Source organism: Mesorhizobium sp. M0185, from assembly GCF_040322175.1.
Lineage (GTDB): Bacteria > Pseudomonadota > Alphaproteobacteria > Rhizobiales > Rhizobiaceae > Mesorhizobium.
Genome location: NZ_JAMYSY010000002.1, coordinates 82,110 through 108,631, shown reverse-complemented (window position 1 = coordinate 108,631; position 26,522 = coordinate 82,110). Strand labels below are relative to the sequence as shown.

Genomic DNA, 26,522 nt, shown 5'->3' with positions numbered 1-26,522 from the left:
ATGGACACCTTCTTCTCCTTCTACGTGCTGCCGGCGCTGCTGATCCTTTTGAAGTCGGTCGTGCTGATCGTCGTTCTGTTGATCTTCGTCGCCTATGTGCTTTACGCCGACCGCAAGATCTGGGCGGCGGTGCAATTGCGCCGAGGCCCGAATGTCGTTGGCCCATGGGGCACGCTGCAGGCCTTCGCCGATCTGCTGAAATTCGTCTTCAAGGAGCCGGTCATCCCGTCCGGCGCCAACAAGGGCGTTTTCCTGCTGGCGCCTTTGGTGTCGGCGGTGCTGGCGATCTCTGCCTGGGCGGTTATCCCGGTCAATGAGGGCTGGGCGATCGCCAACGTCAATGTCGGCATCCTCTATGTCTTCGCCATCTCCTCGCTCGAGGTCTATGGCGTCATCATGGGCGGCTGGGCCTCCAATTCGAAATACCCGTTCCTTGGCGCGCTGCGCTCGGCGGCGCAGATGGTGTCCTACGAAGTCTCGATCGGTTTCGTCATCGTCACCGTGCTGCTTTGCGTCGGCTCGCTCAACCTGTCCGACATCGTCTTGTCGCAACAGGACGGGCTGGGCACGCGGCTCGGCCTGCCCAACACCTTCCTCGACTGGCATTGGCTGTCGCTGTTCCCGATGTTCATCGTCTTCTTCATCTCGGCGTTGGCCGAGACCAACCGGCCGCCCTTCGATCTTGTGGAAGCCGAATCGGAACTCGTCGCCGGCCATATGGTCGAATATTCCTCGACGCCGTTCCTGTTGTTCTTCCTCGGCGAATATGTCGCCGTCGTCCTGATGTGCGCGCTGGCCACCATCCTGTTCCTTGGCGGCTGGCTGCCGCCCTTCAACTTCGCGCCGTTCACCTGGGTGCCGGGGCTGATCTGGTTCGTACTCAAGGTCTGCCTGGTGTTCTTCATGTTCTCCATGGTGAAGGCGTTCGTGCCGCGCTACCGCTACGACCAGCTGATGCGGCTCGGCTGGAAGGTCTTCCTGCCGATCTCGCTGTTCATGGTGGTCGCTACCGCCGCTTTCCTCAAACTCACCGGGTTTGCCTGATGTCAGCATTATCCCAGGCCGCCAAGTCACTGCTTTTGCAGGATTTCGTCAGCGCTTTCTTCCTGTCGATGCGCCAGTTCTTCGCGCCGAAGGAGACGATCAACTATCCGCATGAAAAGGGGCCGGTCAGCCCGCGCTTCCGTGGCGAACATGCGCTGCGTCGTTATCCGAACGGCGAGGAACGCTGCATCGCCTGCAAATTGTGCGAGGCGATCTGCCCGGCACAGGCCATCACCATCGAAGCCGGCCCACGCCGCAATGACGGCACGCGGCGCACCGTGCGCTACGACATCGATATGGTGAAATGCATTTACTGCGGCTTCTGCCAGGAAGCCTGCCCGGTCGACGCCATTGTCGAGGGGCCGAATTTCGAATTCGCGACGGAAACGCGCGAGGAGCTGTATTACGACAAGGACCGGCTCCTGGCCAATGGCGACCGCTGGGAGCGTGAACTGGCGCGCAACATCTCGCTGGATGCGCCTTACCGCTGATATTTGACGCATGGACGGGGCGAGGGGCCTCGTTTAAGGAACACGCAACTTGCCGACCGGAGGCGGTGGCAAAAAACAGGACGAACGTCCTGTTCTGACAGGAAACCCGGGGGAACCCATGCTGAGTGGACTAGAGGCGGCCTTTTTCTACCTCTTCGCCTTTGTCGCGGTGGCATCGGCGTTCATGGTCATTTCGGCGCGCAATCCCGTGCATTCGGTGCTGTTCCTGATCCTGACCTTCTTCAACGCCGCCGGCCTGTTCATGCTGACCGGCGCCGAGTTCCTGGCGATGATCCTGCTCGTCGTCTATGTCGGCGCGGTGCTGGTGCTGTTCCTGTTTGTCGTCATGATGCTCGACGTTGACTTCGCCGAAATGAAGGAAGGCGCCCTGCAATATGCACCGATCGGCGCGCTGGTCGGGCTGATCCTGGCGGCGGAGCTGATCGTCGTGCTCGGCGGCTATACATTCGCGCCGAAACTGGCGGCGACGGTCGCGAAACCCATTCCGGACCTGGCCGCGCGCTCGAACACGGCAGCGCTCGGCGACATCCTCTATACGGATTACCTCTATTACTTCCAGGTGGCGGGGCTGGTGCTGCTGGTCGCCATGATCGGCGCCATCGTGCTGACGCTGCGCCATAAGCCGGGCGTCAAGCGGCAGTCGATCGCCGCCCAGGTCGGCCGCACGGCAGCAACCGGAGTGGAAATCCGCAAGGTCAAGACGGGCGAAGGAGTCTGAGATGGTCGTCGGCATCGCGCACTACCTGACCGTATCGGCGATCCTGTTCACGCTCGGCGTGTTCGGCATCTTCCTGAACCGCAGGAACGTCATCGTCATCCTGATGTCGATCGAGCTGATCCTGCTTGCGGTCAACATCAATTTCGTCGCCTTTTCGGCGGCGCTCGGCGATTTGGTCGGCCAGGTGTTCGCACTGTTCGTGCTGACGGTCGCGGCGGCCGAAGCGGCGATCGGCCTTGCCATTCTCGTCGTCTTCTTCCGCAACCGCGGCTCGATCGCGGTCGAAGACGTGAACATGATGAAGGGTTGACGGAACCACCATGTATCAGGCCATCGTCTTCCTTCCGCTGCTCGGCTTTCTGATCGTCGGCCTGTTCGGCACCTCGCTCGGGGCCAAGGCTTCCGAATACATCACCTCGGGCTTCCTGGTGATCGCGGCCGTGCTGTCGTGGGTCGCCTTCTTCTCGGTTGGCTTCGGCGGCGGCGAGGTGTTCACCGTGCCGGTGATGCGCTGGATCCAGTCGGGCGGGCTGGAGGCGTCGTGGGCGCTCAGGATCGACACGCTGACGGTGGTGATGCTGGTAGTTGTCAACACGGTGTCGTCGCTGGTCCATATCTACTCGATCGGCTACATGCATCACGATCCGGACCGGCCGCGCTTCTTCGCCTATCTGTCGCTGTTTACCTTCGCCATGCTGATGCTGGTGACGGCCGACAACCTCGTGCAGATGTTCTTCGGCTGGGAAGGCGTCGGCCTTGCCTCCTATCTGCTGATCGGCTTCTGGTACAAGAAGCCGTCGGCCAATGCGGCTGCGATCAAGGCCTTCGTCGTCAACCGCGTCGGCGATTTCGGCTTTGCGCTCGGCATATTCGGCGTGTTCGTGCTGTTCGGCTCGGTCAATCTCGGCACCATCTTCGCCAATGCGGCGACGTTCATTCCGGCGGAAGGCGCGCCGCAAGGTGCGGCCGTGCTGACCTTCCTCGGCTATGCGCTCGACAAGCAGGCTGCGATGACGGTCGTCTGCCTGCTCCTGTTCATGGGCGCCATGGGCAAGTCGGCGCAGGTGCCGCTTCACACGTGGCTGCCGGATGCCATGGAAGGCCCGACGCCGGTCTCGGCACTGATCCATGCCGCCACCATGGTGACGGCAGGCGTGTTCATGCTGGCGCGGTTGTCGCCGCTGTTCGAGCTGTCGCATTCGGCATTGACCGTGGTCACTTTCATCGGCGCCTTCACCGCCTTCTTCGCGGCGACCGTCGGCCTCGTCCAGAACGACATCAAGCGTGTCATCGCCTATTCGACCTGTTCGCAGCTCGGCTACATGTTCGTGGCGCTCGGCGTCGGCGCCTATGGCGCAGCGATTTTCCATCTGTTCACCCACGCCTTCTTCAAGGCGCTGCTGTTCCTCGGCTCGGGCTCGGTCATCCACGCCGTCTCCGACGAGCAGGACATGCGCAAAATGGGCGGCCTGAGGACGCTGATCCCGAAGACCTACTGGATGATGGTGATCGGCACGCTGGCGCTGACCGGTGTCGGCATCCCGGTAACGATCATCGGCACCGCCGGCTTCTTTTCCAAGGACGCCATCATCGAAGCGGCCTTCGCCGGCCACAATGCGGTCGCCGCGTTTGCCTTCATATTGCTGGTCATTGCTGCCTGCTTCACCTCCTTCTACTCCTGGCGGCTGATCTTCATGACCTTCCACGGCGAGCCGCGGGCCAGCCACGAGGTCATGCACCATGTCCATGAATCGCCGCCGGTCATGCTGGTGCCGCTGTTCATCCTGGCGGCGGGCGCGCTGTTCGCCGGCGTGATCTTCCACGGCGCCTTCATCGGCGAGGGCTATGCCGAATTCTGGAAGGCGTCGCTGTTCACGCTGCCGGACAACCACATCCTGCACGAAATCCACGAAGTGCCGTTGTGGGTCGAGCTGTCACCGTTCATCGCCATGCTGATCGGCTTTGCGATTGCCTGGCAGTTCTATATTCGCGCGCCGGAAATGCCTCGGAGCGTCGCCGCCAACCATCGCCTGCTCTACGCCTTCCTGCTCAACAAATGGTATTTCGACGAGCTCTACGACTTCCTGTTCGTGCGGCCGGCAAAGCGCCTCGGCAGCTTCCTGTGGAAGACCGGCGACGGCACCGTCATCGACGGGCTCGGGCCGGACGGCATTTCGGCGCGCGTCGTCGACGTCACCAACCGGGTCGTCAAGCTGCAGACCGGCTATCTTTACCACTATGCCTTCGCCATGCTGATCGGCGTTGCCGCACTCGTCACCTGGATGATGCTCTGATGACCGCCTGGCCGATCCTATCGCTGGTCACCTTCCTGCCGCTGGTTGGTGTGCTGCTCATCCTTTTCGTGCGTGACGACAGCGAGAACGCGCGCCGCAACATCCGCGCCATAGCACTGTTCACGACCGCGTTCACGTTTGTGATTTCGCTGTTCATCTGGACCGGCTTCGACAATTCGCAGCCCGGCTTCCAGTTCGTCGAGAAGTTTGCCTGGCTGGATTCCGGCATCTCCTACCATATGGGCGTAGACGGCATCTCCATGCTGTTCGTCATCCTGACCACCTTCCTGATGCCGCTCTGCATCCTCGCCTCGTGGGAATCGATCGAGAAGCGCGTCAAGGCCTATATGATCGCCTTCCTGCTGCTCGAGACGCTGATGATCGGCGTGTTCTGCGCGCTCGACATCGTCTTGTTCTATGTCTTCTTCGAAGCCGGCCTGATCCCGATGTTCATCATCATCGGCGTGTGGGGCGGCAAGCGGCGCGTCTATGCCTCGTTCAAGTTCTTCCTCTATACGCTGGCCGGCTCGGTGCTGATGCTGCTCGCCATCATGGCGATGTTCTTCCAGTCCGGCACCACCGACATCCCGACGCTTCTGACCCACAACTTCCCGGCCAATATGCAGACTTGGCTATGGCTTGCCTTCTTCGCGTCCTTCGCGGTGAAGATGCCGATGTGGCCGGTGCACACCTGGTTGCCGGACGCGCATGTCGAGGCGCCGACGGCCGGCTCGGTAATCCTGGCCGCCATCCTGCTCAAGATGGGTGGGTACGGCTTCCTGCGCTTTTCGCTGCCGATGTTTCCGATCGCATCTGAAATGTTCGCGCCGCTGATCTTCACGCTCTCCGTTGTCGCCATCATCTACACCTCGCTGGTGGCGCTGATGCAGGAGGACATGAAGAAGCTGATCGCCTATTCGTCGGTCGCTCACATGGGCTTCGTTACCATGGGAATCTTCGCGATGAACCAGGAAGGCGTCCAGGGTTCGATCTTTCAGATGCTGTCGCACGGCCTGGTCTCCGGCGCGCTGTTCCTCTGCGTCGGCGTCGTCTACGACCGCATGCATACGCGTGACATCGATGCCTATGGCGGGTTGGTCAACAACATGCCGAAATATGCAGCCGTGTTCATGATCTTCACCATGGCCAATGTCGGCCTGCCCGGCACCAGCGGCTTCGTCGGCGAGTTCCTGACCATGCTCGGCGTGTTCCGGGTCAACACCTGGGTAGCGTTCTTCGCCGCCACCGGCGTCATCCTTTCGGCGGCCTATGCGCTCTGGCTCTACCGCAAGGTGATCTTCGGCGCGCTGACCAAGGAAAGCCTGAAAGGCCTGCTCGACCTGTCGACGCGCGAGAAGGTGATCATCTATCCGCTGGTCGCGCTGGTCATCTTCTTCGGCGTCTATCCGGCGCCGATCTTCGACGCGACCGCCGAATCGGTCAAGGCGCTCGTTACCAATGTCACCGCATCCATCGGCGCCGCGCAGACCGCGGCGGCGAACTGACTGGGGGTTTTGCGAACCATGACGCCGGACCTTCTCTCAAGCCTGTCGCTCTCGACACCAGAGCTGATCCTCGCCATCGGCGCCTTGGCGCTGTTGATGCTCGGCGCCTATTCGCGCGCCAACACCACTGTCACGGTGAGCGGCCTTGCCGTCGCCGTGCTGGTGATCGCCGGCGCCTGGCTGGTCTTTTCGCCGGGACAGGGCAACGCCTATGGCGAAGCCTTCATCCAGGATCCGTTCGCCCGCTTCATGAAGGTGCTGGCGCTGGTCGGCTCGGCGGTGACGCTGGTCATGTCGGTCCGCTTTGCCCAGGCGGAGCGTTTCGACAAGTTCGAATATCCGGTGCTGATCCTGCTCTGCACGCTCGGCATGATGCTGATGATCTCGGCCAACGGCATGATTGGGCTCTATCTCGGCCTCGAGCTGCAATCGCTGGCGATCTACGTGCTGGCGGCGATCAACCGGGACAATCTGCGCTCGACCGAGGCCGGGCTGAAGTACTTCGTCCTTGGCGCGCTGTCGTCGGGCATGCTGCTTTACGGCATCTCGCTGGTCTACGGCTACACCGGCAACACCGGCTTCCAGGAGATCGCCGCGGCGCTGAGCGGCGGCGAGCGCCAGCTCGGCCTCGTCTTCGGCCTGGTTTTCGTGCTGGCCGGCCTTGCCTTCAAGATCTCGGCGGTGCCGTTCCATATGTGGACGCCCGACGTCTATGAGGGCGCGCCGACGCCGGTGACGGCTTTTCTGGCGGCGGCACCGAAGATGGCGGCGATGGCGCTGATGGTGCGCGTCACCATGGGCGCCTTCAAGCCGATCGCCGCCGACTGGCAGCAGATCATCGTCTTCATCTCGATCGCCTCGATGGCGCTTGGTGCCTTCGCGGCCATCGGCCAGACCAACATCAAACGGCTGATGGCCTATTCCTCCATCGGTCATATGGGTTATGCGCTGGTCGGCCTTGCCGCGAACAGCCAGGACGGCGTGCGCGGCGTCGCCATCTACATGCTGATCTATCTGGTGATGACGCTCGGCACCTTCGCCTTCATCCTCGCAATGCGGCGCAAGGAGGGCAATGTCGAGCAGATCAGCGATCTCGCCGGCCTGTCGGCGACCAATCCGATCATGGCGACGATCCTCACCATCCTGATGTTCTCGCTGGCCGGCATCCCGCCGCTCGCCGGCTTCTGGGGGAAATGGTACGTGTTCCTCGCCGCCATCAATGCCAACCTCTACGCGCTGGCGATCATCGGTGTGCTGGCCTCTGTGGTGGGCGCCTATTATTATCTGCGCATCATCAAGATCATGTGGTTCGACGAACCGGTCGGCGGCTTCGTGCCGATGGCGACCGAACTGCGCGTCGTGCTCGGCGCCTGCGGCGCTTTCGTGCTGTTCTACGTGCTGATCGGCGGCCCCATCGGAACCTACGCCGCTGCCGCAGCCAAGACCTTCTTCTGACGGAATGACGTTCAGGCTGGCTCCAACCGCGGCTTCGGACGGGTTCCGGCTCGAGGCGCACGACACGGTCGGCTCCACCAACGCGCTGGCGCTGGAGCACGCACGGGCCGGTGATCCGGGCAAACTCTGGGTCGTCTCCAAAAAGCAGGAAGCCGGGCGTGGCCGCCGTGGCCGCGCCTGGGCGACGCCCGAGGGCAATCTGGCAGCGACGTTGCTGGTGATCACCAACACCGAGCTTCGGCTTGCCGCGACGCTCGGCTTCGTTGCCGGACTGGCGCTGGCCGACGCGCTCGACGCCGTCGTGCCGAAGGGCAGGATCGCGATCGGCCTCGATGGTGCGAGCCAAGGCAAGAACCGTTTCGAACTGAAATGGCCGAACGATGTGCTTGCCTCGGGCGCCAAGCTCGCCGGCATCCTGCTGGAATCGGCGATGCTGGATGGCGACCGTTCGGCGGTGGCTATCGGTATCGGCGTCAACGTGGTGGCATACCCTGAGGATTTGCCTTATCCAGCGACGTCGCTCAGCGCGCTGGGGTCTGCTTGCGATGCCGAGACGCTGTTTCTGGCGCTATCGGATGCCTGGAGCGAGAATGCGCGGCTGTGGAACGAAGGGCGTGGGCTTGCCGCCGTCAGGCTGCGGTGGCTGGCGCGTGCGGCGGGGCTTGGCGGCCAGGTTGCTGTCAGAATTGACGGTAATGTGGTGCGCGGCACCTTCGAGACCATTGACGAGGACTGCCGTTTCGTGATCCGCGACGATGAAGGTTCGGTTCTGACGATCGCCGCCGGCGACGTGCATTTCGGCGCGGTTGCCTCGGCCGGTGTTTGACCGGCCAATACGTTTGACTGGCCAGGTATTTGACCAGCTTGAATTTGACCGGCCGACAATTTTGACCGGCCCGCAATTTTGACCGGCAAGGAAGGAAAGACCATGGCGACAGCGGAAAACGCCGAACTTGTCTTCGTGCCGCTCGGCGGTGTCGGCGAGATCGGTATGAACTTCGCCCTCTACGGCTATGGGCCGGCCAATGCGCGCGAATGGATCGTGGTCGACGTCGGCGTCACTTTTCCCGATGCAACCCTGCCCGGCGTCGACCTGGTTCTGCCCGACACGCGTTTCATCGAGGAGAATGTCGCCAATCTGCGCGGCATCGTCATCACCCACGCGCATGAGGACCATTACGGCGCGCTCCACGACATCTGGCCGAAGCTCAAGGCGCCGGTGTGGATGACGCCGTTCAGCGCCGGCCTGCTGGAAGCCAAGCGGCAGGGCGAGCAAGGGGCGCCGAAGATCCCGGTGACGATCTACCGGGCCGGCGAGAAATTCACCATCGGCCCGTTCGAGATCGAGGCCATCCCTGTTGCGCACTCCATTCCCGAACCGATGTCGCTGGCGATCACGACGCCGGCCGGCGTCGTCATCCATACCGGCGACTGGAAGATCGATCCGGCGCCGACGGTCGGGCCGATGACCGACGAGGCGCGCTTCCGAGCCTATGGCGACAAGGGCGTGCTGGCGCTGGTCTGCGATTCCACCAATGCGATGCGGGAAGGGGAATCGCCGTCCGAAGTGGCGGTGGGCGAGGGCCTCAAGAGCGTCATCCAGAACGCCAAGGGCCGGGTCGCCGTCACCAGCTTCTCCTCCAATGTCGGGCGTATCGTCTCCATCGCCAAGGCGGCGCGGGATGCCGGCCGCCAGTGCCTGGTGATTGGCCGCTCGATGAAGCGCGTCATCGATGTGGCTGATGAACTCGGCTATATGGACGGGTTGCCGGAATTCATCGCCGAGGAGGATTACGGCTTCATCCCGCGCGAAAACCTCGTCATCATCTGCACCGGCAGCCAGGGCGAGCCGCTTGCCGCACTTGCCAAGCTGTCGCGCGACGAGATGAAGTCGGTGGCGCTGACGGCCGGCGACACGGTGGTGTTTTCCTCGCGCACCATTCCCGGCAACGAGAAGGCGATCCTCGAAATCAAGAACCGCCTGATCGATCTCGGCATCAAGATCATCGAGGACGGCGATGCGCTGGTGCATGTCTCCGGCCATCCACGCCGCAGCGAATTGCGCAAGATGTATGAATGGGTGCGGCCGCAGATCGGCGTTCCCGTGCATGGCGAAGCGGCGCATCTGGTGGCGCAGGGCTCGCTGATGTCGACGGCCGGCATCGGCCAGGTCGCGCAGGTCCGCGACGGCGACATGCTCAGGCTGTATCCGGGTGCCGCCGCCATCATCGACCAGGTGCCGTTCGGCCGCATCTACAAGGACGGAAGGCTGATCGGCACCGACCAGGCGACGGGCATTCGCGACCGCCGCAAGCTGTCCTTTGCCGGCCATGTCGCCGTCAATGTCGTGCTCGACGACAAATACGAGCTTGCCGGCGATCCCGATCTCGTCGCCATCGGCGTCGCCGAGGCCGACGGCAGCGGCGAGAGCCTGGAAGACCTGATGATCGATGCGGCAATCGGCGCCGTGGACTCCATCCCCCGCCAGCGCCGAAAAGACCTCGACCTGGTCCAGGAGGCGGTGCGGCGCGCGGTGCGCGGCGCGGCCAACGAAGCCTGGGGCAAGAAGCCGCTGGTGACGGTGTTCGTCACGAGGTGACGAACAAGGGAGTAGGGCAGTAGGGCAGTAAGGGAGTAGGGAAGTAGGAAGTAGGAGCGCAAACAGTCTGCACTTCTAGATCCTTTTTTTCCATACTCCCCTACTGCCTTACTCCCCTACTCCCCTAACCCGGGAGTACGCTATGCTCGGACGCCTCAACCATGTCGCGCTTGCGGTGCCGGATCTGGCCGCGGCTGCGGTGGTCTATCGCGATACGCTTGGCGCGCGCGTGACCGCGCCGCAGGCGCTGCCGGAGCATGGCGTTACGGTGGTGTTCGTCGACGTCGGCAACACCAGGATCGAGTTGCTCGAGCCGCTCGGCGAAGCCTCGCCGATCGCCGCATTCCTCGCGAAGAATCCGTCCGGCGGCATGCACCATGTTTGCTATGAGGTGGACGACATTGTTGCGGCGCGCGACCGTCTCAAGGCCAGCGGCGCGCGCGTGCTGGGCGACGGCAATCCGAAGATCGGCGCACATGGCAAGCCGGTATTGTTTCTGCACCCCAAGGATTTCTTCGGCACGCTGGTCGAACTGGAGCAAGTATGAGTTGGGTTTCGTTTGTCGCCCTGTTCTTCGCCACATGGTGGGTGGTGTTGTTCGCCGTCCTGCCGTTCAGCATGCGGACGCAGGACGAGGATCGGGACGTGACGCTTGGCACGGTTCCGAGCGCACCGCGCGGACCGCACATGCTGCGCGCGGCGCTGCGCACGACGATCGCCACGCTGGTCCTCATGGGTATCTTCTACGGCATCACGAGAGGGCTTGGCCTCGGTATCGACGACATCCCGCACATCGTGCCGGATTTCAACCAGAGCCCAGCGCATTAGCCGGCTACCTACCGTGTCCGACTATCCCAGCCTAAAGCGCGTCGCGTTCGACCGGCCTCATCGGACGCGCTTTAAGTTTTTGTTTGATGCATGTCGTTATCGCAAAACCGCTGCACGCTTTTGCGCGACATGCATTAGCCGACGCTCTGAAATCAAGCTGAGCCAGCAAGGTCAGCCCAACGTAAAGGCCGGGGCGGGTTTGGGCTGACGCAACGTCATGTAGTTTGGTAATCTGTCGTGCTAACCAGATGATTGCACAAAAAAAATGCAAGGCGCGAGGCCTTGCAATTTAAACGCGTCCGATCTGTTTCCGGTGTCCGGCGGCAGCGAGTTACCGCGCCTAGATCGCAATCCTCCCAAGACTTTGACCGCGTAGGAGGGCAGATTTTTCTCCGCCCTCTCGGTTATGGGGGCACACTAGCCTAAGGCGGGTGAATATGTCACGAAGAATTTTGCCCGGAAACAGGCAATCTCGTGCTGCAGTGCACAATAGTACGGCAGGCGTTGCTTGCGAAACGCCCAGCAAGCCGTGTGCGGCAATTGCGGCGTCTATGCAGCGCCTGGGCCGGGTTTCCATTCCGCCATGAAATGGCTATGAAGCCGGGGCAAGCAAGCCAGCGCTGCGCCGATTCCGGCGCCGCCATCCTCTCTCACGGACCAGTCCATGCGTTTGTCGCGCTATTTCCTGCCCATTCTCAAAGAAAATCCGCGCGAGGCCGAGATCGTCTCGCATCGGCTGATGCTGCGTGCCGGCATGATCCGCCAGCAGGGGCAGGGCAGCTTTTCCTGGCTGCCGCTCGGCAAGCGGGTGCTGGACAAGGTCTGCCGGATCATTCGCGAGGAGCAGAATCGCGCCGGCGCACTCGAAATCCTGATGCCGACCATCCAATCGGCCGAGCTGTGGCGCGAAAGCGGCCGCTATGAAGACTACGGCAAGGAGATGCTGCGCATCAAGGACCGGCAAGACCGCGATATGCTCTACGGGCCGACCAACGAGGAGATGGTCACCGAGATCTTCCGCTCCTATGTCAAGTCCTACAAGGACCTGCCGCTCAATCTCTATCACATCCAGTGGAAGTTTCGCGACGAGGTGCGGCCACGCTTCGGCGTCATGCGTTCGCGCGAGTTCCTGATGAAGGACGCCTATTCCTTCGACCTCGATTATGAAGGCGCCAAGGCCGCCTATAACCGCATGTTCGTGTCCTATCTCAGGACGTTTACGCGCATGGGGCTGCAGGCCATTCCGATGCGCGCCGACACCGGGCCGATCGGCGGCGACCTCAGCCATGAGTTCATCATCCTGGCCGACACCGGCGAGAGCCAGGTGTTCTGCCATCGCGATTATCTTTCGCTGGCAGTGCCCGGCGCAGACACTGATTTTTCGAACGACGCCGAGATCGGCGGCATCGTCACGACGTGGACGACGCCCTATGCCGCCACCGACGAGATGCATGACGAGGCGGCGTGGGAGAAGGTGCCCGCGAGCGACCGGGTCTCGGCGCGCGGCATCGAGGTTGGGCATATCTTCCATTTCGGCGACAAATATTCCAAGCCGATGGGCGCCAAGGTGACCGGGCCGGACGGCAAGGATCATTTCGTTTCTGGCGGTTCCTACGGAATCGGCCCGTCCAGGCTGGTCGCGGCGATCATCGAGGCCAGCCATGACGATAACGGCATCATCTGGCCGGAGGCGGTGGCACCGTTCGATGTCGGCCTGATCAACATGAAGGCTGGCGATGCCGAATGCGACCGCGTCTGCGGCGAGCTGAATGCCGCCTTTGCCGCCGCCGGCAAGGAGGTGCTCTACGACGACACCGACCAGCGGCCGGGCGGCAAGTTCGCCACCGCCGACCTGATCGGGCTCCCGTGGCAGGTGATCGTCGGGCCGCGTGGTGTCGCCGCCGGCGAGGTCGAGATCAAGAACCGCAGGACCGGCGAGCGCGAGACGCTGCCGATCGGCGACGTGAAAAAGCGTTTCGGTGCCGCCGCATGAACGAAGCGGCGGCAGCAAGACCATCGGGCGCCGGGCCTTTTTCCGGCTTCGAACGCTTGGTGGCGTGGCGCTATCTGCGCTCGCGTCGCAAGGAGACGGTGATCTCGGTGATCGCCTCGATCTCCTTCCTCGGCATCATGCTGGGCGTCGCCACGCTGATCGTCGTCATGGCGGTCATGAACGGCTTTCGCGCCGAACTTTTGACGCGCATCCTAGGCGTCAACGGGCACCTGATCGTGCAGCCGCTCGACATGCCGCTGGAGGACTATGCCCAGGTTGCCGGCCGCATCAACGGCGTGCCCGGCGTTAAATACGCCATCCCGCTGATCGACGGGCAGGTGCTGGCGCAAGGCAATGTCGGCGGCGGCACCGGCGCGCTGGTGCGCGGCATACGCGGCGAGGATCTCGGTAAGATCACCATCGTCGCCAACAACATCAAGGAGGGCTCGATCGTCGGCTTCGACACCGGCGAAGGCGTCGCCATTGGCAGCCGCATGGCCGAAAATCTCGGTCTTGTGCTCGGCGATACCATCACGCTGATCTCGCCCGAGGGTGACATCACGCCGCTCGGTACGACGCCGCGCATGAAAGGCTATCCGGTCACCGCGATCTTCGAGGTCGGCATGTCGGAATATGACAGTTCCATCGTCTACATGCCGTTTTCGGAAGCGCAGCTTTACTTCAACATGGACGGCCGGGCGCAGACGATCGAGATCTACGCCGACAATCCCGACAATATCGACGCGCTGAAGCCGAAGGTCGAAGAGGCGGCGCAGCGGCCGATCAGCCTTGTCGATTGGCGGCAGCGCAACAAGACGTTCTTCGACGCGTTGCAGGTCGAGCGCAATGTCATGTTCATGATCCTGACGCTGATCGTGCTGGTGGCGGCCCTCAACATCATTTCGGGCCTGATCATGCTGGTCAAGGACAAGGGCCACGACATCGCCATCCTGCGCACCATGGGCGCGACGCGCGGTGCGATCCTGCGCATCTTCCTGATGACCGGGGCTGCGATCGGCGTTGTCGGCACCATCGCCGGCGTGCTGCTCGGCATCGTGATCTGCCTCAACGTCGAGCGCATCCGCCAGTTCTTCTCCTGGCTGGCCAACGAGCGGCTGTTCAATCCCGAGCTTTATTTCCTAAGCCAGCTGCCGGCCCGCATGGATGCCAGCGAGACGATCTCGGTCGTTCTCATGGCTTTGGCGCTGTCGTTCCTGGCGACACTGTTTCCGGCATGGCGCGCGGCCAGGCTCGATCCGGTCGAAGCGCTGAGGTACGAATGATGGCCGAGGCCATTATCGAGCTGAAGAGCGTCGAACGCCATTATGTACAGGGGCCGCGCAAGCTGACCATCCTGAACGGCGCCGATTTTTCGCTGAAACGTGGCGAGATGGTGGCGCTTGTGGCGCCGTCGGGCACCGGCAAGTCGACGCTGCTCCACACCGCCGGGCTGCTGGAGCGACCGGACGCCGGCGACGTGATCCTGGCGGGGCGCGCCTGCGGCCGGCTTTCCGACGACGAACGCACGGCGATCCGCCGCAACGACGTCGGCTTCGTCTACCAGTTCCATCATTTGTTGCCTGAGTTTTCTGCGCTGGAAAACATCATGATGCCGCAGCTGATAAAAGGGCTGCCGCGCAAGGAGGCGGCCGAACGGGCGGCGCAATTGCTCGACTATATGCAGATCGGCAAGCGGGCACAGCATCGCCCCTCCGAGCTGTCCGGCGGCGAGCAGCAGCGGGTCGCCATTGCGCGTGCCGTCGCCAATGCGCCGCTGGTGCTTTTGGCCGACGAGCCGACCGGCAATCTCGACCCGGTGACCGCTTCCTATGTGTTCGAGGCGCTGGCAGCACTGGTCCGGCAATCGGGCCTGGCGGCGCTCATCGCCACCCACAATCACGAGCTCGCCTCGCGCATGGACCGCCGCGTGACGCTGGCCGACGGCAAGGTTGTGCCGCTTTAGGGTGCGCTGCAATTGAGGCGATGACGGCCTGCGAGCTGCCGTGCGCCGTCCCGCCGCCTTTCGCGCGCCTGTCGGCCGCGAAACGCTCGGCATCTCCCTCTCAACCCTTTCTTAACCCTGTCGAAATGACCGAGCGCAATTCCGGTGACGCCCGGACTGCGATCGTTGACATTCGAACAAAATTAGAACAAAATACGAACATACTAACAACAGGAGAGAGTTATGAACGATCTTGTTCAGGATGTCGTCTCGCTGGTGTGCATGAGCACGTTCCTCATTTCCATGGCAATCTGGATCGGCGCGATGTGAGGATTGAGCTCAAGGGCGGGCTCGATGCTGATGAGCGAGGGGCCGCCTTCGCATAGTGGCGCAGGCATTGGGCGAGTGTTTCAACCGGCCTTGCGGGATACTTCGACAGGCGACACCGCGGCGGGCCCGAACACGTCCTCGAAAGCAGATTTCAGCGCCAGGTCGAGGTCGGCCATGGTCACGGGAAGGCCGAGGTCGACAAGGCTGGTGACGCCGTGATCCTGGACGCCGCACGGCACGATGCCGCTGAAATGGCTAAGGTCCGGCTCGACATTGATGGCGATGCCGTGAAAGCTCACCCAGCGCCTCAGCCTGATGCCGATGGCGGCGATCTTGTCCTCGGCCGCCGAGCCGTCGGGCAAAGCGGGGCGGTCCGGCCGAACCACCCAGACGCCGACGCGGTCCTCGCGGCGTTCGCCGCGTACGTTGAAGGCGGCCAGCGAGCCGATGATCCATTGTTCGAGCGCGGCGACGAAGGCGCGGACGTCCTCGCGCCGCCGCTTCAGGTCGAGCATGACGTAGGCGACGCGCTGGCCCGGCCCATGATAGGTGTATTCGCCGCCACGCCCGGCGGCAAAGACCGGGAAACGGTCCGGCTCGATCAGGTCCTCGATGCGGGCGCTGGTGCCGGCGGTGTAGAGCGGCGGGTGCTCGACCAGCCAGACCATCTCGCCGGCGGCGCCGCTGCGGATTGCCTCGGCGCGCGCCTCCATCACGGCGAGCGCATCGGGATAGGCGGTGAGCCCGGGCTCGATGCGCCATTCGACCGGCGCCGAGCCGGGCAAGGGCAGGAACGACGTGGCGATCTGGCTGCGTTCTGTCATGATATCTCGTCTCGCCACTCATATGGCGGCAATCGGTACAAACGTCCAGTTCCGGCACGTTCGGCCCTTGAACAGTTATGCCGATGTCCGGCCGATTATTGCTGGCCGCGCACTTGTTTCACCGGAAACGATTTGCTACACGCCGCGGGCCGGTTGGTTCCGGCTCCTACCACGTGCGGTCGTGGCGGAATTGGTAGACGCGCAGCGTTGAGGTCGCTGTGGGGCAACCCGTGGAAGTTCGAGTCTTCTCGACCGCACCATCAAATTCGAAAGCGGAACCTCTAACCCGTTGAATTCGAGCACGGCGGGGAGCGTCCTTGTCGGGGCACGTGCCCTTTGCCTGATTACGATCGCGAGTTTTGCCCATGCGAAGAGGCCATCGGCGGGCATGGCCATCTATCGATAGGCGCACATGATTATTCGCGCACCAGGCGTCCGGTCGCCCACCAGATCACCGACACAACAATGATCGATGCGTAGCCGTCCACGGCATAGTGCCAGCCAGTGAACACCGATCCGTGCGGGATCAGGGCTGCAAAGGTCCAACCGAGAACGAGCCGGCGCTGGGTGTGGTTCGAGGGGCAGCTCGATCTCGACCCTGATCGGATGGTTCATGGCCTATGGTCCAGCGACGACCAAGGGTGGCCCGGTAATCTCCATATCGAATTAGCACCTTTGCGCTTGCCTTGAAGGCTCCTATTCTGGAGGGTAGTATCCGCTCGTGGGCATAGAATGTCGGTACTGCCTTTCTTAAGAATTTACGCGCTGCTCAACGCGGTGCTGGCTGCGACTGGGCTTGTGGCGGTGGCTACGCTCACGACACCGGACCTGTCCGGACGAAGCAGACTGGCTTTGGCTGCCGTGCTCGCGGTCATTTGGGGCGTCTATCTCCTGGAATTGGCCGAGAAGCTGCTCAAGCGCCGGGCGGGAGACGTTCGGGACAGGACGCCGGCAATCGCCATTGATGTGCTCGCGGTTTTGGTTCCACTCGCCGCATTTCTGCTCGTCGGCACGCCCGACCGGAGCCTCTACTGTGCTGTCTGGCTGCTGAAACCGCTGCGCGATTCAACTTTCTTCCCGCTGCTGGGCAGAATCCTGACCAACGAAGCACGCAACCTGATCGGCGTCGCCACGGTCTTCGGCATCGTTCTTTTCGGTTTTGCGCTCGCAGCCTATGTCATCGAGCGCGACGTCCAACCGCAAAAGTTCGGCAGCATCCCCCAGGCAATGTGGTGGGCGGTGGTCACGCTGTCCACCACCGGCTATGGCGACGCTATTCCGGAAAGCTTCGCCGGCCGCGTCCTTGCCGGGGCGGTCATGATGAGTGGCATCGGCATCTTCGCGCTCTGGGCTGGCATTCTTGCCACCGGCTTTTATCAAGAAGTCCGTCGCGAGGATTTCGTCCGCAATTGGCAATTGGTCGCCGCCGTGCCGTTGTTTCAGAAGCTCGGCCCGGCCACACTAGTCGAGATCGTGCGCGCATTACGACCTCGCATCGTGCCGGCGGGCGCTGTGATCTGCCGCAATGGCGAGACCGGTGATCAGATGTTCTTCGTCGTGGAGGGGCGCGTCAGCGTCGCGACGCCGAACCCGGTGGATCTGGGCCCTGGCGCCTTCTTCGGCGAGATGGCGCTGATCACCGGCGAACCGCGCTCGGCGACCGTCAGCGCCACAACGGTGGTCTCACTCCTGTCGCTACACTCGGCGGATTTCCAGATGCTGTGCAGCAGCAGCCCGGAGATCGCAGAAACCATCCGCAAGACCGCGCTCGAGCGGCGCGGCGCGGCGCCTAACGGTTGACCGTATGAGACTAGGTGTTCCTCAGGAGGAGGATGCGATGCCAAGGCGGCCAATTGCCTGCCGATGGTGGCTGGCTGGAACTACATGCTGTGCCGCTGCCGAACCACCCTCAATACAAATCGCCACGGAATCGTGGAAAAATGCTTTAAAATCAACGCGGGAGGCGTTGCGACGCTGCATCTCGACCGCACCATTAAATTCGAAAGCGGAATCTCTTGCCCGTTGAATTCGAGCACGGCAGGGGGCGTCCTTGTCGGGGCACGTGCTTTTGCCTGATTGCGGTCGCGAGTTTGGCTTATGCGAAGTGGCCATCGGCGGGCATGGCCTCTATCGACAAGCGCACATAACTATTCGCGCACCAGGCGTCCGGTCGCCCACCAGATCACCGATACAACAACGATCGATGCGTAGCCGTCCACGGCATAGTGCCAGCCGGTGAACACCGATCCGTACAGGATCAGGGCTGCAAAGGTCCAACCCAGAACGCCAAGCCAGCGATTGATCGATGACAGCAAATAGGCGTTCAATGCGGCAAAGGCGACATGCATGCTTGGCATGGCCGAGATGCCGCCGCCAAGACTTGGCCGGCCGCTTTGGTAAGCCATCAGGAGATATGCCGCGGGTTCCCGCACCATGTAACTATGGTCCAGCCTGTCCAAGGCCACATTCAATCCGTGGAAGCGATCCACGCCGACAAAGTGGTGGTAGTAAACCGGTCCGACCGATGCCAGCGCCACGGCCAAGACCGTTCCGAGGACGGACAACGTCAGCGCTGCTGCGCAGAGATAGCGGATGCGGGCAATCTCGTCCGACCAGAGCGACACGAAAAGGATGGCGCCGAACCACTGGTAAAACCAAATGACTTCATAGCTGTTGAAGACGACGAACGACCAATTGTTGCTGTCGAGCTTATGGACGATCTCCCATGGCGGCATCCCGTGCAGCCATTCATCAGCGTCGGCCAACCAGTTGTCGGCATAGTATGGGACGACGGACGGGATGGCGATCTTGTAGGTAGAGAACGCGGTCAAGCTGGCAAAGAAGAACAGCAGCACCAGCAGACAACCGCGCCAGCGCCCTTGAACCAAATCCAGTGCGTAGCGAACCGGTTGCCGCCGGCCATGGATTAGCGCGGCACAGCAGACGCCGCCGATAAACAACACCGGAATGCCAACAAGAAACTTGTGAGAATAGATTAAGGCGGACGTATAGAATATTTCTGGATATAATGCAGATGCGCCTAAAACGTATGTCGCCATGAACAAGGAGAGGCGCAATTGCCATATGGCGGAGGGCCTGTAGCGAGAGGCTTCCGTGGTTAGGGCCAAACCAATTTACCTGTTCTTAACGTTTCGCCGGAGAGACACATACACCGGTAAGGTAAAAACCTTGCTGCCAGGTTTACTTTTCGCCGGTGGTCGACATTTGCCGGCCGGCCCGCATGCGGTGGATCGATTCCCTGAGCAGTCTTGCATCCGCATCGCTGTCCATGCCCCCGCGTGAAGGAATTGCCCCGGAGCCTCGGGGCCGAGCCGGCCGGTGGCTTGAACACGGGCCCGCCACGCCCTCGGTTGACTTATCATAAGTTTTAGCTTATCATAAGTCATGATTTATGATTATGCAGGAATGGTGGCCTTGGCCGATCCGACGCGCCGCAAGGTGTTCGAGCTCATCGCCGATCGGCCACGCTCGGTCATAGATCTGACGCGAGTGCTTCCGGTCTCGCAGCCGGCGGTATCGCAGCACCTCAAGGTCTTGAAGGAAGCCCGGCTGGTCCGCGCAGAGCCGAAAGGTGCCAGCAACATCTATCATCTCGACCCGCATGGGCTCGGCGAGATGCGTGCCTGGCTCGACCGCATGTGGGGCGATGCGCTCGACGCCTTCAAACGGGAAGTCGACAACAGCAAGGAGAACAGGAAATGACGACCATGATCAAGCCCGCGCCGGTCAGGAAGTCGGTGACGGTGGAGGTGCCGCTCGACAAGGCATTCGATATGTTCACCACAGGATTCGGGCGCTGGTGGCCGGCTTCGCACTCGATCGGCAAATCCGCCCTGACGACCGCGGTGATCGAACCGAAAGCCGGCGGCCGCTGGTACGAGATCGGCGAGGATGGGTCACAATGCGATTGGGGCGAGGTTCTCGCCTGGGATCCGCCGTCAAGGCTGACGCTCGCCTGGCGCATTGGAGCCGGCTGGCGCTACGATCCGGCATTGCTGACCGAAGTCGAGATCCGCTTTGTCGCGTTTGGCGAGAACGCGACGCGTGTGGAACTCGAGCACAGGCTTCTGGAGAACATGGGCGAAACCGCAGAGGCGATGCGCGAGGCCTTCGAATCCGAGGGTGGCTGGAGCGGTCTCCTGGACCGCTATGCGGCTGAGGCCAAGCGCCACGCCGCCTGATCGGGAAGCCTTCCAGTCCAATACCAGCGAGGCCCTCGCACTGTCGGCCTCGCCGTTTTGAATCAGTGTCGATCTGCCCATCTGGTTGACCGGGTCGGGGAGATACGCTGCCCTTTACCTGCCGCCGCGAAGGTTTGCAGCGCCGCAGGTTTGTAGAACGTCCTCTCCTCCTACCATCCGGTATGCGCCGCGTCGTTTGGACGCGCGAACGGCGCTGTAGCAATTTGTCGTTGTGCATGGTCCTTTCGCAAAATCGATTCCGATTGTCAGGGTCATGCGTTAGACCTGACAGGCACCTTATCCGGAAATCCGATGGCGGGAGGCGCTGGTGGAAGGCCAGGACGAACAGATGACCGGCGCCAGGGCGGCCGAGGAGCGCCGCGCCGACATCTATGACGAGGACGGCGTCATCCTGTCGTCGTTCCTCGCCCAGATCGGTGCCGCGATCGCCGATCGCGATACACTGACGCTGAAGCGCGAAGTCGACGATCTGCACCAGTCGGAACTCGGCCACCTGCTCGAGGCCCTGCACCCGGAACAGCGACGCGCGCTGGTCGAATTGCTGGGCAAGGATTTCGATTTTTCCGCGCTGACCGAGGTTGACGAGGCGATCCGCCGCGACATCGTCGACAGTCTGCCCAATGCGCAGATCGCCCAGGCGGTGCAGGAGCTCGATTCCGACGACGCCGTTTACATTCTCGAGGACCTCGACCAGGAGGACCAGGACGAGATCCTGTCGCGGCTGCCGTTCACCGAGCGGATCAGGCTGCGGCGTTCGCTCGACTATCCCGAAGAGACCGCCGGCCGCCGCATGCAGACCGAGTTCGTCGCGGTGCCGCCGTTCTGGACGATCGGCCAGACCATCGACTACATGCGCGAGGACAACAATCTTCCCGACCGTTTCAGCCAGATCTTCGTCATCGATCCGAGCTTCAAGTTGCTCGGCGCCATCGACCTCGACCAGATCCTGCGTACCAAGCGCTCGGTCAAGGTCGAAGAGGTCATGCATGAGACCAGGCATGCCATCCCGGCCACCATGGACCAGGAGGAGGCGGCACGCGAATTCGAACAATACGATCTTCTGTCCGCCGCCGTCGTCGACGAGAACGAGCGGCTGGTCGGCGTGCTGACCATCGACGACGTCGTCGACGTCATCCAGCAGGAGGCCGAGGAAGATCTGCTGCGCATGGGCGGCGTCGGCGACGAAGAACTCTCGGACAGCATCTTTTCGACCTCGCGCTCGCGCGTGCCGTGGCTGCTGGTCAATCTTTTGACGGCTTTCCTGGCGGCCTCGGTGATCGGCCTGTTCGACCGCACCATCGAGCATATCGTGGCGCTGGCGGTGCTGATGCCGATCGTCGCCGGCATGGGCGGCAATGCCGGCTCGCAGACCATGACGGTCACGGTGCGGGCGCTGGCGACCAGGGACCTCGACATCTACAATGCCGGCCGCATCATCCGCCGCGAAATCGGGGTGGGCTTCATCAACGGCATCATCTTTGCCATCCTGATCGGCCTCGTCGCTGCTGCCTGGTTCCACGATCGCAATCTCGGCGGCATCATTGCGGCTGCGATGATCATCAATATGTTCGTGGCGGCTCTGGCGGGCATCCTTATCCCGCTGCTGCTCGACCGCTTCAAGATCGATCCGGCTGTGGCTTCGGCGGTTTTCGTCACCACGGTCACCGATGTCGTCGGGTTCTTTGCCTTTCTCGGGCTCGCCACATGGTGGTTCGGCGTGCGCTGAACGTCACCTCAATTGACTTTTACGTAAATGCCATGCGAGGCTTTGAAAGGTGCCTTGTCCGCCGATTCTGGTACGCGCCTGGGCACCGGCGGCGCCGGCCAGTTGGAACTCGCGGCGTGGCCGGGGGCATTGGAGTGACGATGCGGGAATATTATTCGATCACGGAGCTGACCCGCGAATTCGACGTGTCGACGCGGACGTTGCGCTTCTATGAGGACGAAGGGCTGGTGCAGCCGGTAAGACGCGGCCGCACCCGGCTGTTCCGCCCATCGGACCGTCATCTCATCCGCCAGATCATGCGGGGAAAAAGGCTCGGCTTCTCGATCAACGAGATCCGTGAGATCATCCAGATGTACAGGGAGCCGCCCGGCGAGGTAGGCCAGCTCAAGCTGATGATCAAGCGCATCGAGGAAAAGCGCGAGGATCTTCGCCAGAAACGCCGCGACCTCGAAGAGACCCTGGCAGAGCTCGACCAAGCCGAGGAATCCTGCGTCGAGCGGCTGGTGGAACTCGGCGTCACCACATGAGCGTGGCGTCAGCGCCGGCTCAAATCCAGCGCCGCACCCTTTTGGCGTAGTCCCGGTATTTCTTGCCGAATTTGGCCGTCAGCACCTTCTCCTCGCTCTCGATCGTCAGCTTCTGCGTCAGGAACGCCGCGATGACTGCCAGCGGCAGGAACCAGGCGATCCCAGTGACAAAGGCGAGGCTGACCAGCAGCAGCGTGTTGGCGAGGTAGATCGGGTTGCGGCTGACGGCGAAGGGTCCGGTGGTCACCAGATGGTCAGGCACGCCGTTCGGGTTGAGCGTCGTCTTGGCGCGGATCATGGTGCGGATTGCCGTGAACCAGAGCGCGGCAACCGCCACCAACCCCACAAGGCCGGCGGCGAACAGGATGTCGCCGAGAAGATCGCCGATCCACGGCAGCGGGTAGAACAGCCCTAGCGCGACGCTGACGATGATGGCGGCGACATAGATCAGCGGCGGCCATGGGATGTGCCCCAGCTTCGGCTGCCCAGGATTTTGCTGCACGGGTTTCGGGTGACTGTCGCTCATTATTGTCCTCCCTCGATTAGCGCGTTCCCGGTTCCGCCGCCTCGGTTTGGGCGGTGCAGGTGCCGGCGAGCTCGCCAATATGCGCCTTCCACTCCGGGGACTGGTCGTTGCTGTAGAGCCGGTCAAGCGAGGCTTCGCCCTGGAGAGTGTCCAGCATGCAGGCACAATAGCTGGAGCAGAACTCGGTGTCGCGTGCCTGCTCGCAGGATATCTGGCAGGATTTCAGAAAACGCACCTCCCTGGTTTCGGCCTGCGCCGGCATGAATTGCGAAAACAGCCAGACCGAGCCGATCAGCACCGGCTGATGGATCAAATAGAAGGCAAGGCTGTGCCGGCCGATGAAGACCAGCGGATTTGCCCAGCGGCCAGGCGCCAAGGCCGACAGCCGCGTCAGCGCGCCGGAGGTGGCGGCGAGCTTGGTAACCGCGATGCCGGCAAGTACGGCGCCGAACCAGGGCAGCAGTGGAACGTAGTCGTTGGAGCGCGGGTTGGTCGCCGACAGGCCGACCCACCACAAAGCCGGATGATCGAAAAGCTCAGATCGCAGGTAGAAAGGCGCGGCAATGGCGAGGGCTGCCACGGCAAGCGTCAGTAGCGCCGGCAGGCGCAGGAACGCCAGGCCGAGCAGGCTGGCGAGCGCGATCTCGTGCAATATGCCGAAGAAGATGAAGCCGTCGGGCGTGGCGATGCGGGTGACCAGCGATATTGCGAGCGCTGCGCCGGCAACCGTGGCGAAGCGCTTCCAGAAGCCGGTCCAGCGGATTTTCTTGCCATGGGCGAGATAGAGGCTGATGCCGACCAGGAACAGGAAGCTCGAGGCGATGCAGCGCGCGTAGATTTTCCACCAGCCGAAGGCGGTGAGGCCGGGATCGGTGTAGCCGAAGAATTCGAGGTCCCAGGTGAAATGATAGCTCGCCATGGCAAGCAAAGCGATGCCGCGTGCAATGTCGATAGCGGCGATGCGCTTCGACTTCGGTTGATCCTGAACGGCTGCGCTCGGCGTGTCGATGCTCATGGTCTCGCTGTCCTGGTTCAGCCCCGGCAAGACGACTATCACGGTTGCCACCGTCAAAAGAAGCAGGGCCTTGCGTCGCGTTGGTACCGGTCGGCATCAGAGCTGCTTTAGGCCAGAGCCGGAAAGCCTTTGGCCGGCGTGCTGGCGTTTTTCGGACTGGGCGCGGTTTTCGCGACACTCGGCCTGCTGGCGGCGGCCTGCGGCTTCGTCACCTGGCGCTATCTGCCCAAATCGCTTTGATGTGCGAGCGCCGCATGGCGCTCGCGCACCCAGTTGTGGAAGCGGTGCAAGTCGTATTCCTCGGGCATCAGTACGCCGGCCTTGTGGCGCATCGAGCGCAGGCCCATCTGGTTGACCTCGCAGATAACAGCATCCTCCTCCAGCACCTGGGTACCGAAGGCGACGATGTTGTCGATATCCGCGGCCGGATCGGCGAGCGCTTCGCCTCGCGGCAGACGAGCAGCCAGTTGCGATACCAGATGGCCTCGAGATCGCGCTGATAGGCCGCGATGTCCCAACAGGCTGATGACGGCAGCGTCGGCTCGGCCCGCATCAGGCCGTTGTAGGGACCGCGCTCATTCGGGCTGGGTTGCATGCCAGCTTCCTCCCCATCCGCCAGCCGACACCCGGCTGCGAAAATTGTCAATCGCGGCGCCGGCCGACCGGCTTGGCGAGGCGGCGCATTCGCCACACGATCCGGCGGAATTTGGTTTGCCGGGCGCGGCGATTCTGCCTATAGTCGCTGATGTCGTCGGTTCCGTTTGGAACCAAGAGGGAATGCGGTGAGGGCAAGTTGTTTGCCCAATGCCGTGGCTGCCCCCGCAACTGTGTGCGGTAGTCCTCTCCATATGCCACTGAAGGTTCGCCTTCGGGAAGGTGGGGAAGGGCGCTGATCCGCGAGCCAGGAGACCTGCCGGCGACAGGAAACTGACTTCTATGCCCTCGGGTGGAGGGCGAAAGGACAAGACATGAATACCGCTTCCGTTTCGCTCGGCGCTTCCGCCTCCTCGCAGTCGCGTCTCATGCAACTGGCGCTTGCTGCATTCCTCGGCATTTTCGTCATGGGCTTTGTCGGCTTCTCGCATATCGATGCGGTCCACAATGCCGCGCACGACTATCGCCATTCGATGGGCTTTCCCTGCCACTAACAAGGGGCTGACATCATGACACTGTTTCGCAACGTCGTGTTCATCGCGGCGATCGCAGGGCTTGTGGCCGGCGTGGCTCTCGCCTGCATGCAAGCCTATGCCACGGTGCCGCTCATCCTAAAGGCGGAAGTCTACGAACAGGCCGGCGGCGGCCATGACCATGCCGCGGCACCTGCGGCACCGGCCGAAAACGCCGCAGGCACGACGGCTATGAGCAGCGCCGCGCCGGCACCGGCTGAAGCAATGGCTCCGGCGGAAGACGAAGGCTGGGCGCCGGCGGACGTTTTCGAACGCTTCGGCTTCAGCGTCGTTGCCAATATCGTCACCGGCATCGGCTTTGCGCTGGTCCTGGTTGCGGTTTCGGAATTCGCCGGCGGCATCGGCAATTGGCGCCAGGGCCTGTTCTGGGGGCTGGCCGGCTTTGCCGCGTTCACGCTGGCGCCGGGCCTCGGCCTGCCGCCGGAACTGCCGGCGATGCCGGCGGCCGACCTTGTCCAACGCCAGATCTGGTGGTGGGCAACAGTGCTGGCGACAGCGGCCGGTCTCGGCCTTATCGTCTTCCGCAGATCGCTGCCGCTGGTGGCTCTTGCCGTGGCGTTGATCGTTGCGCCGCATATCGTCGGCGCGCCGCAGCCCGATAGCTTCGAAACGGCCATCCCGGAAGGCCTGCACCACCAGTTCGTGGTGGCGGTGACGCTGACCAATCTGGTGTTCTGGCTGGTGCTCGGCGCGGTCGTCGGCGTGGTGCGCGGACGCTTCACGGGCACGGCGACCAGCCTGCGCGACAGCTTTGCCTGACCGCGCTGCCGGGGCACTGACCCTGGTCATCGGCGGTGGGCGCGCCGCGACGCCCGCCCATGCCGAGAGGCTGGTAACGGCCTGTCCGGCGCCGTGGAGCTATATTGCCACCGCGCAAGCCTATGACGAGGAGATGCGCCAGCGCATCGCGCTGCACCGCTCGCGGCGCGGCGCCGGCTGGACGACCATCGATGCGCCGCTCGACCTTGCCGGCGCGATCGGAGCGCTGCCTGACGGCCAGCCGGTGCTGATCGACTGCCTGACGCTGTGGCTGACCAACCATATGCTGGCCGACCATGATGTCGAGGCCGAATGCCGGAGGCTGGCCGATGTGTTGTCGCGGCCGCGTGGGCCGTGGTTCGTGGTGTCCAACGAGGTCGGCCAGGGCATCGTGCCGGACAATGCGCTGGCAAGACGGTTTCGCGACGCCGCCGGTCGGTTGAATCAGGATGTCGCGGCTGTTGCCAGCACCGTGCTTTTGATGGTGGCGGGGCTGCCGCTCAAGGTGAAATGAC

27 protein-coding genes, 1 tRNA gene and 1 riboswitch are annotated in these 26,522 nt (G+C 62.7%); of the genes, 23 read left to right on the top strand and 5 right to left on the bottom strand.

The genetic code is table 11. From position 1 onward, the window contains the following. The 14 genes from nuoH to NKJ20_RS02225 all read left to right on the top strand — a co-directional run bounded on the left by nuoH (position 1) and on the right by NKJ20_RS02225 (position 14,911). Positions 1-1,044 (top strand): NADH-quinone oxidoreductase subunit NuoH, encoded by a 1,044-nt coding sequence (nuoH, locus tag NKJ20_RS02290; RefSeq protein ID WP_352450011.1) that lies wholly within the window; start codon positions 1-3, stop codon positions 1,042-1,044. Continuing rightward, a complete protein-coding gene (gene nuoI, locus NKJ20_RS02285; protein ID WP_023676622.1) occupies positions 1,044-1,535 on the top strand; it encodes an NADH-quinone oxidoreductase subunit NuoI in 492 nt (163 codons plus the stop codon). The genes nuoH and nuoI overlap by 1 nt, the downstream gene beginning before the upstream one ends. A gap of 118 nt (positions 1,536-1,653) precedes the next feature. Next, entirely contained in the window at positions 1,654-2,274 is a 621-nt protein-coding gene (locus NKJ20_RS02280; RefSeq protein ID WP_023676621.1) for an NADH-quinone oxidoreductase subunit J, read from the top strand. 1 nt (position 2,275) lies between these two features. Then, positions 2,276-2,584, top strand: a complete 309-nt coding sequence (gene nuoK, locus NKJ20_RS02275) for an NADH-quinone oxidoreductase subunit NuoK (protein ID WP_023676620.1) — start codon at positions 2,276-2,278, stop codon at positions 2,582-2,584. Between the two features lie 10 nt (positions 2,585-2,594). Beyond that, entirely contained in the window at positions 2,595-4,568 is a 1,974-nt protein-coding gene (gene nuoL / locus NKJ20_RS02270) for an NADH-quinone oxidoreductase subunit L (protein WP_352742342.1), read from the top strand. Further along, positions 4,568-6,073, top strand: a complete 1,506-nt coding sequence (locus tag NKJ20_RS02265) for an NADH-quinone oxidoreductase subunit M (RefSeq protein WP_352742340.1) — start codon at positions 4,568-4,570, stop codon at positions 6,071-6,073. The genes nuoL and NKJ20_RS02265 overlap by 1 nt, the downstream gene beginning before the upstream one ends. 18 nt (positions 6,074-6,091) lie before the next feature. Then, on the top strand, positions 6,092-7,528 hold the full coding sequence (gene nuoN, locus NKJ20_RS02260; protein ID WP_352742338.1) for an NADH-quinone oxidoreductase subunit NuoN: 1,437 nt from the start codon (positions 6,092-6,094) through the stop codon (positions 7,526-7,528). Positions 7,529-7,532: 4 nt separating this feature from the next. After that, complete coding sequence (locus NKJ20_RS02255) at positions 7,533-8,354, top strand: biotin--[acetyl-CoA-carboxylase] ligase (protein ID WP_352742336.1); 822 nt, start codon at positions 7,533-7,535, stop codon at positions 8,352-8,354. A gap of 102 nt (positions 8,355-8,456) precedes the next feature. After that, positions 8,457-10,127, top strand: a complete 1,671-nt coding sequence (locus NKJ20_RS02250; protein WP_352742335.1) for a ribonuclease J — start codon at positions 8,457-8,459, stop codon at positions 10,125-10,127. 142 nt (positions 10,128-10,269) lie between these two features. Next, positions 10,270-10,674 carry a methylmalonyl-CoA epimerase gene (mce, locus tag NKJ20_RS02245; protein WP_352742333.1) on the top strand — a complete coding sequence of 135 codons (405 nt, stop codon included), beginning with the start codon at positions 10,270-10,272 and terminating at the stop codon, positions 10,672-10,674. Beyond that, positions 10,671-10,955, top strand: coding sequence for a DUF1467 family protein (locus NKJ20_RS02240; RefSeq protein ID WP_254818117.1), 285 nt, complete (start codon positions 10,671-10,673; stop codon positions 10,953-10,955). The genes mce and NKJ20_RS02240 overlap by 4 nt, the downstream gene beginning before the upstream one ends. Before the next feature lie 664 nt (positions 10,956-11,619). Continuing rightward, positions 11,620-12,948, top strand: a complete 1,329-nt coding sequence (proS, locus tag NKJ20_RS02235; RefSeq protein WP_352539626.1) for a proline--tRNA ligase — start codon at positions 11,620-11,622, stop codon at positions 12,946-12,948. After that, on the top strand, positions 12,945-14,231 hold the full coding sequence (locus NKJ20_RS02230) for a lipoprotein-releasing ABC transporter permease subunit (RefSeq protein WP_352742332.1): 1,287 nt from the start codon (positions 12,945-12,947) through the stop codon (positions 14,229-14,231). The genes proS and NKJ20_RS02230 overlap by 4 nt, the downstream gene beginning before the upstream one ends. Then, positions 14,228-14,911 (top strand): ABC transporter ATP-binding protein, encoded by a 684-nt coding sequence (locus tag NKJ20_RS02225; protein WP_254818120.1) that lies wholly within the window; start codon positions 14,228-14,230, stop codon positions 14,909-14,911. The genes NKJ20_RS02230 and NKJ20_RS02225 overlap by 4 nt, the downstream gene beginning before the upstream one ends. A 389-nt stretch (positions 14,912-15,300) precedes the next feature. Here the strand turns inward: NKJ20_RS02225 and lipB are convergent, their stop codons facing one another. Further along, positions 15,301-16,044 (bottom strand): lipoyl(octanoyl) transferase LipB, encoded by a 744-nt coding sequence (gene lipB, locus NKJ20_RS02220; RefSeq protein WP_352450002.1) that lies wholly within the window; start codon positions 16,042-16,044, stop codon positions 15,301-15,303. A gap of 175 nt (positions 16,045-16,219) precedes the next feature. On the opposite strand from lipB, the gene NKJ20_RS02215 reads away from it, so the two are divergent. Together NKJ20_RS02215 and NKJ20_RS02205 are read left to right on the top strand one after the other, a co-directional pair. Further along, positions 16,220-16,304: transfer RNA gene (locus NKJ20_RS02215), tRNA-Leu, on the top strand. Positions 16,305-16,776: 472 nt separating this feature from the next. After that, entirely contained in the window at positions 16,777-17,844 is a 1,068-nt protein-coding gene (locus NKJ20_RS02205; protein WP_352742330.1) for a cyclic nucleotide-gated potassium channel, read from the top strand. A 347-nt stretch (positions 17,845-18,191) separates the two neighbouring features. Here NKJ20_RS02205 and NKJ20_RS02200 read toward each other — a convergent pair whose 3' ends face one another. Next, positions 18,192-19,103, bottom strand: coding sequence for a phosphatase PAP2 family protein (locus NKJ20_RS02200; RefSeq protein WP_352470453.1), 912 nt, complete (start codon positions 19,101-19,103; stop codon positions 18,192-18,194). A 346-nt stretch (positions 19,104-19,449) separates the two neighbouring features. Between NKJ20_RS02200 and NKJ20_RS02195 the strand changes: the two genes are divergently transcribed. The 4 genes from NKJ20_RS02195 (at position 19,450) to NKJ20_RS02180 (ending at position 22,520) form a co-directional block, all read left to right on the top strand. Next, the gene (locus NKJ20_RS02195; RefSeq protein WP_352449974.1) at positions 19,450-19,767 is read left to right on the top strand and encodes an ArsR/SmtB family transcription factor; all 318 of its coding nucleotides are present in this window, start codon (positions 19,450-19,452) and stop codon (positions 19,765-19,767) included. Continuing rightward, the gene (locus tag NKJ20_RS02190) at positions 19,764-20,246 is read left to right on the top strand and encodes an SRPBCC family protein (protein ID WP_352742328.1); all 483 of its coding nucleotides are present in this window, start codon (positions 19,764-19,766) and stop codon (positions 20,244-20,246) included. The genes NKJ20_RS02195 and NKJ20_RS02190 overlap by 4 nt, the downstream gene beginning before the upstream one ends. A gap of 349 nt (positions 20,247-20,595) precedes the next feature. Next, complete coding sequence (gene mgtE, locus NKJ20_RS02185; RefSeq protein WP_502894836.1) at positions 20,596-21,993, top strand: magnesium transporter; 1,398 nt, start codon at positions 20,596-20,598, stop codon at positions 21,991-21,993. A 140-nt stretch (positions 21,994-22,133) separates the two neighbouring features. Further along, complete coding sequence (locus NKJ20_RS02180) at positions 22,134-22,520, top strand: MerR family transcriptional regulator (protein ID WP_023676566.1); 387 nt, start codon at positions 22,134-22,136, stop codon at positions 22,518-22,520. A 19-nt stretch (positions 22,521-22,539) separates the two neighbouring features. Here the strand turns inward: NKJ20_RS02180 and NKJ20_RS02175 are convergent, their stop codons facing one another. From NKJ20_RS02175 to NKJ20_RS02165, 3 genes are all read right to left on the bottom strand, one after another. Further along, positions 22,540-23,046 (bottom strand): methyltransferase family protein, encoded by a 507-nt coding sequence (locus NKJ20_RS02175; RefSeq protein ID WP_352449971.1) that lies wholly within the window; start codon positions 23,044-23,046, stop codon positions 22,540-22,542. Between the two features lie 16 nt (positions 23,047-23,062). After that, complete coding sequence (locus NKJ20_RS02170; protein WP_352742325.1) at positions 23,063-24,061, bottom strand: heparan-alpha-glucosaminide N-acetyltransferase; 999 nt, start codon at positions 24,059-24,061, stop codon at positions 23,063-23,065. A gap of 218 nt (positions 24,062-24,279) precedes the next feature. Beyond that, positions 24,280-24,447 carry an SRPBCC family protein gene (locus NKJ20_RS02165; protein ID WP_352742519.1) on the bottom strand — a complete coding sequence of 56 codons (168 nt, stop codon included), beginning with the start codon at positions 24,445-24,447 and terminating at the stop codon, positions 24,280-24,282. A 349-nt stretch (positions 24,448-24,796) separates the two neighbouring features. After that, positions 24,797-24,993, top strand: a riboswitch (cobalamin riboswitch). 36 nt (positions 24,994-25,029) lie between these two features. Here NKJ20_RS02165 and NKJ20_RS02160 point away from each other — a divergent pair. Genes NKJ20_RS02160 through cobU form a run of 3 tightly spaced genes read left to right on the top strand, consistent with a single transcriptional unit; the run spans position 25,030 to position 26,521 of the window. Further along, on the top strand, positions 25,030-25,209 hold the full coding sequence (locus tag NKJ20_RS02160) for a CbtB domain-containing protein (RefSeq protein WP_023676561.1): 180 nt from the start codon (positions 25,030-25,032) through the stop codon (positions 25,207-25,209). 15 nt (positions 25,210-25,224) lie between these two features. Next, the gene (locus NKJ20_RS02155) at positions 25,225-26,007 is read left to right on the top strand and encodes a CbtA family protein (RefSeq protein WP_352742323.1); all 783 of its coding nucleotides are present in this window, start codon (positions 25,225-25,227) and stop codon (positions 26,005-26,007) included. Next, positions 26,000-26,521 carry a bifunctional adenosylcobinamide kinase/adenosylcobinamide-phosphate guanylyltransferase gene (gene cobU / locus NKJ20_RS02150; protein ID WP_352742321.1) on the top strand — a complete coding sequence of 174 codons (522 nt, stop codon included), beginning with the start codon at positions 26,000-26,002 and terminating at the stop codon, positions 26,519-26,521. Before NKJ20_RS02155 ends, cobU begins: the two co-directional genes overlap by 8 nt. Position 26,522 lies beyond the last annotated feature (1 nt).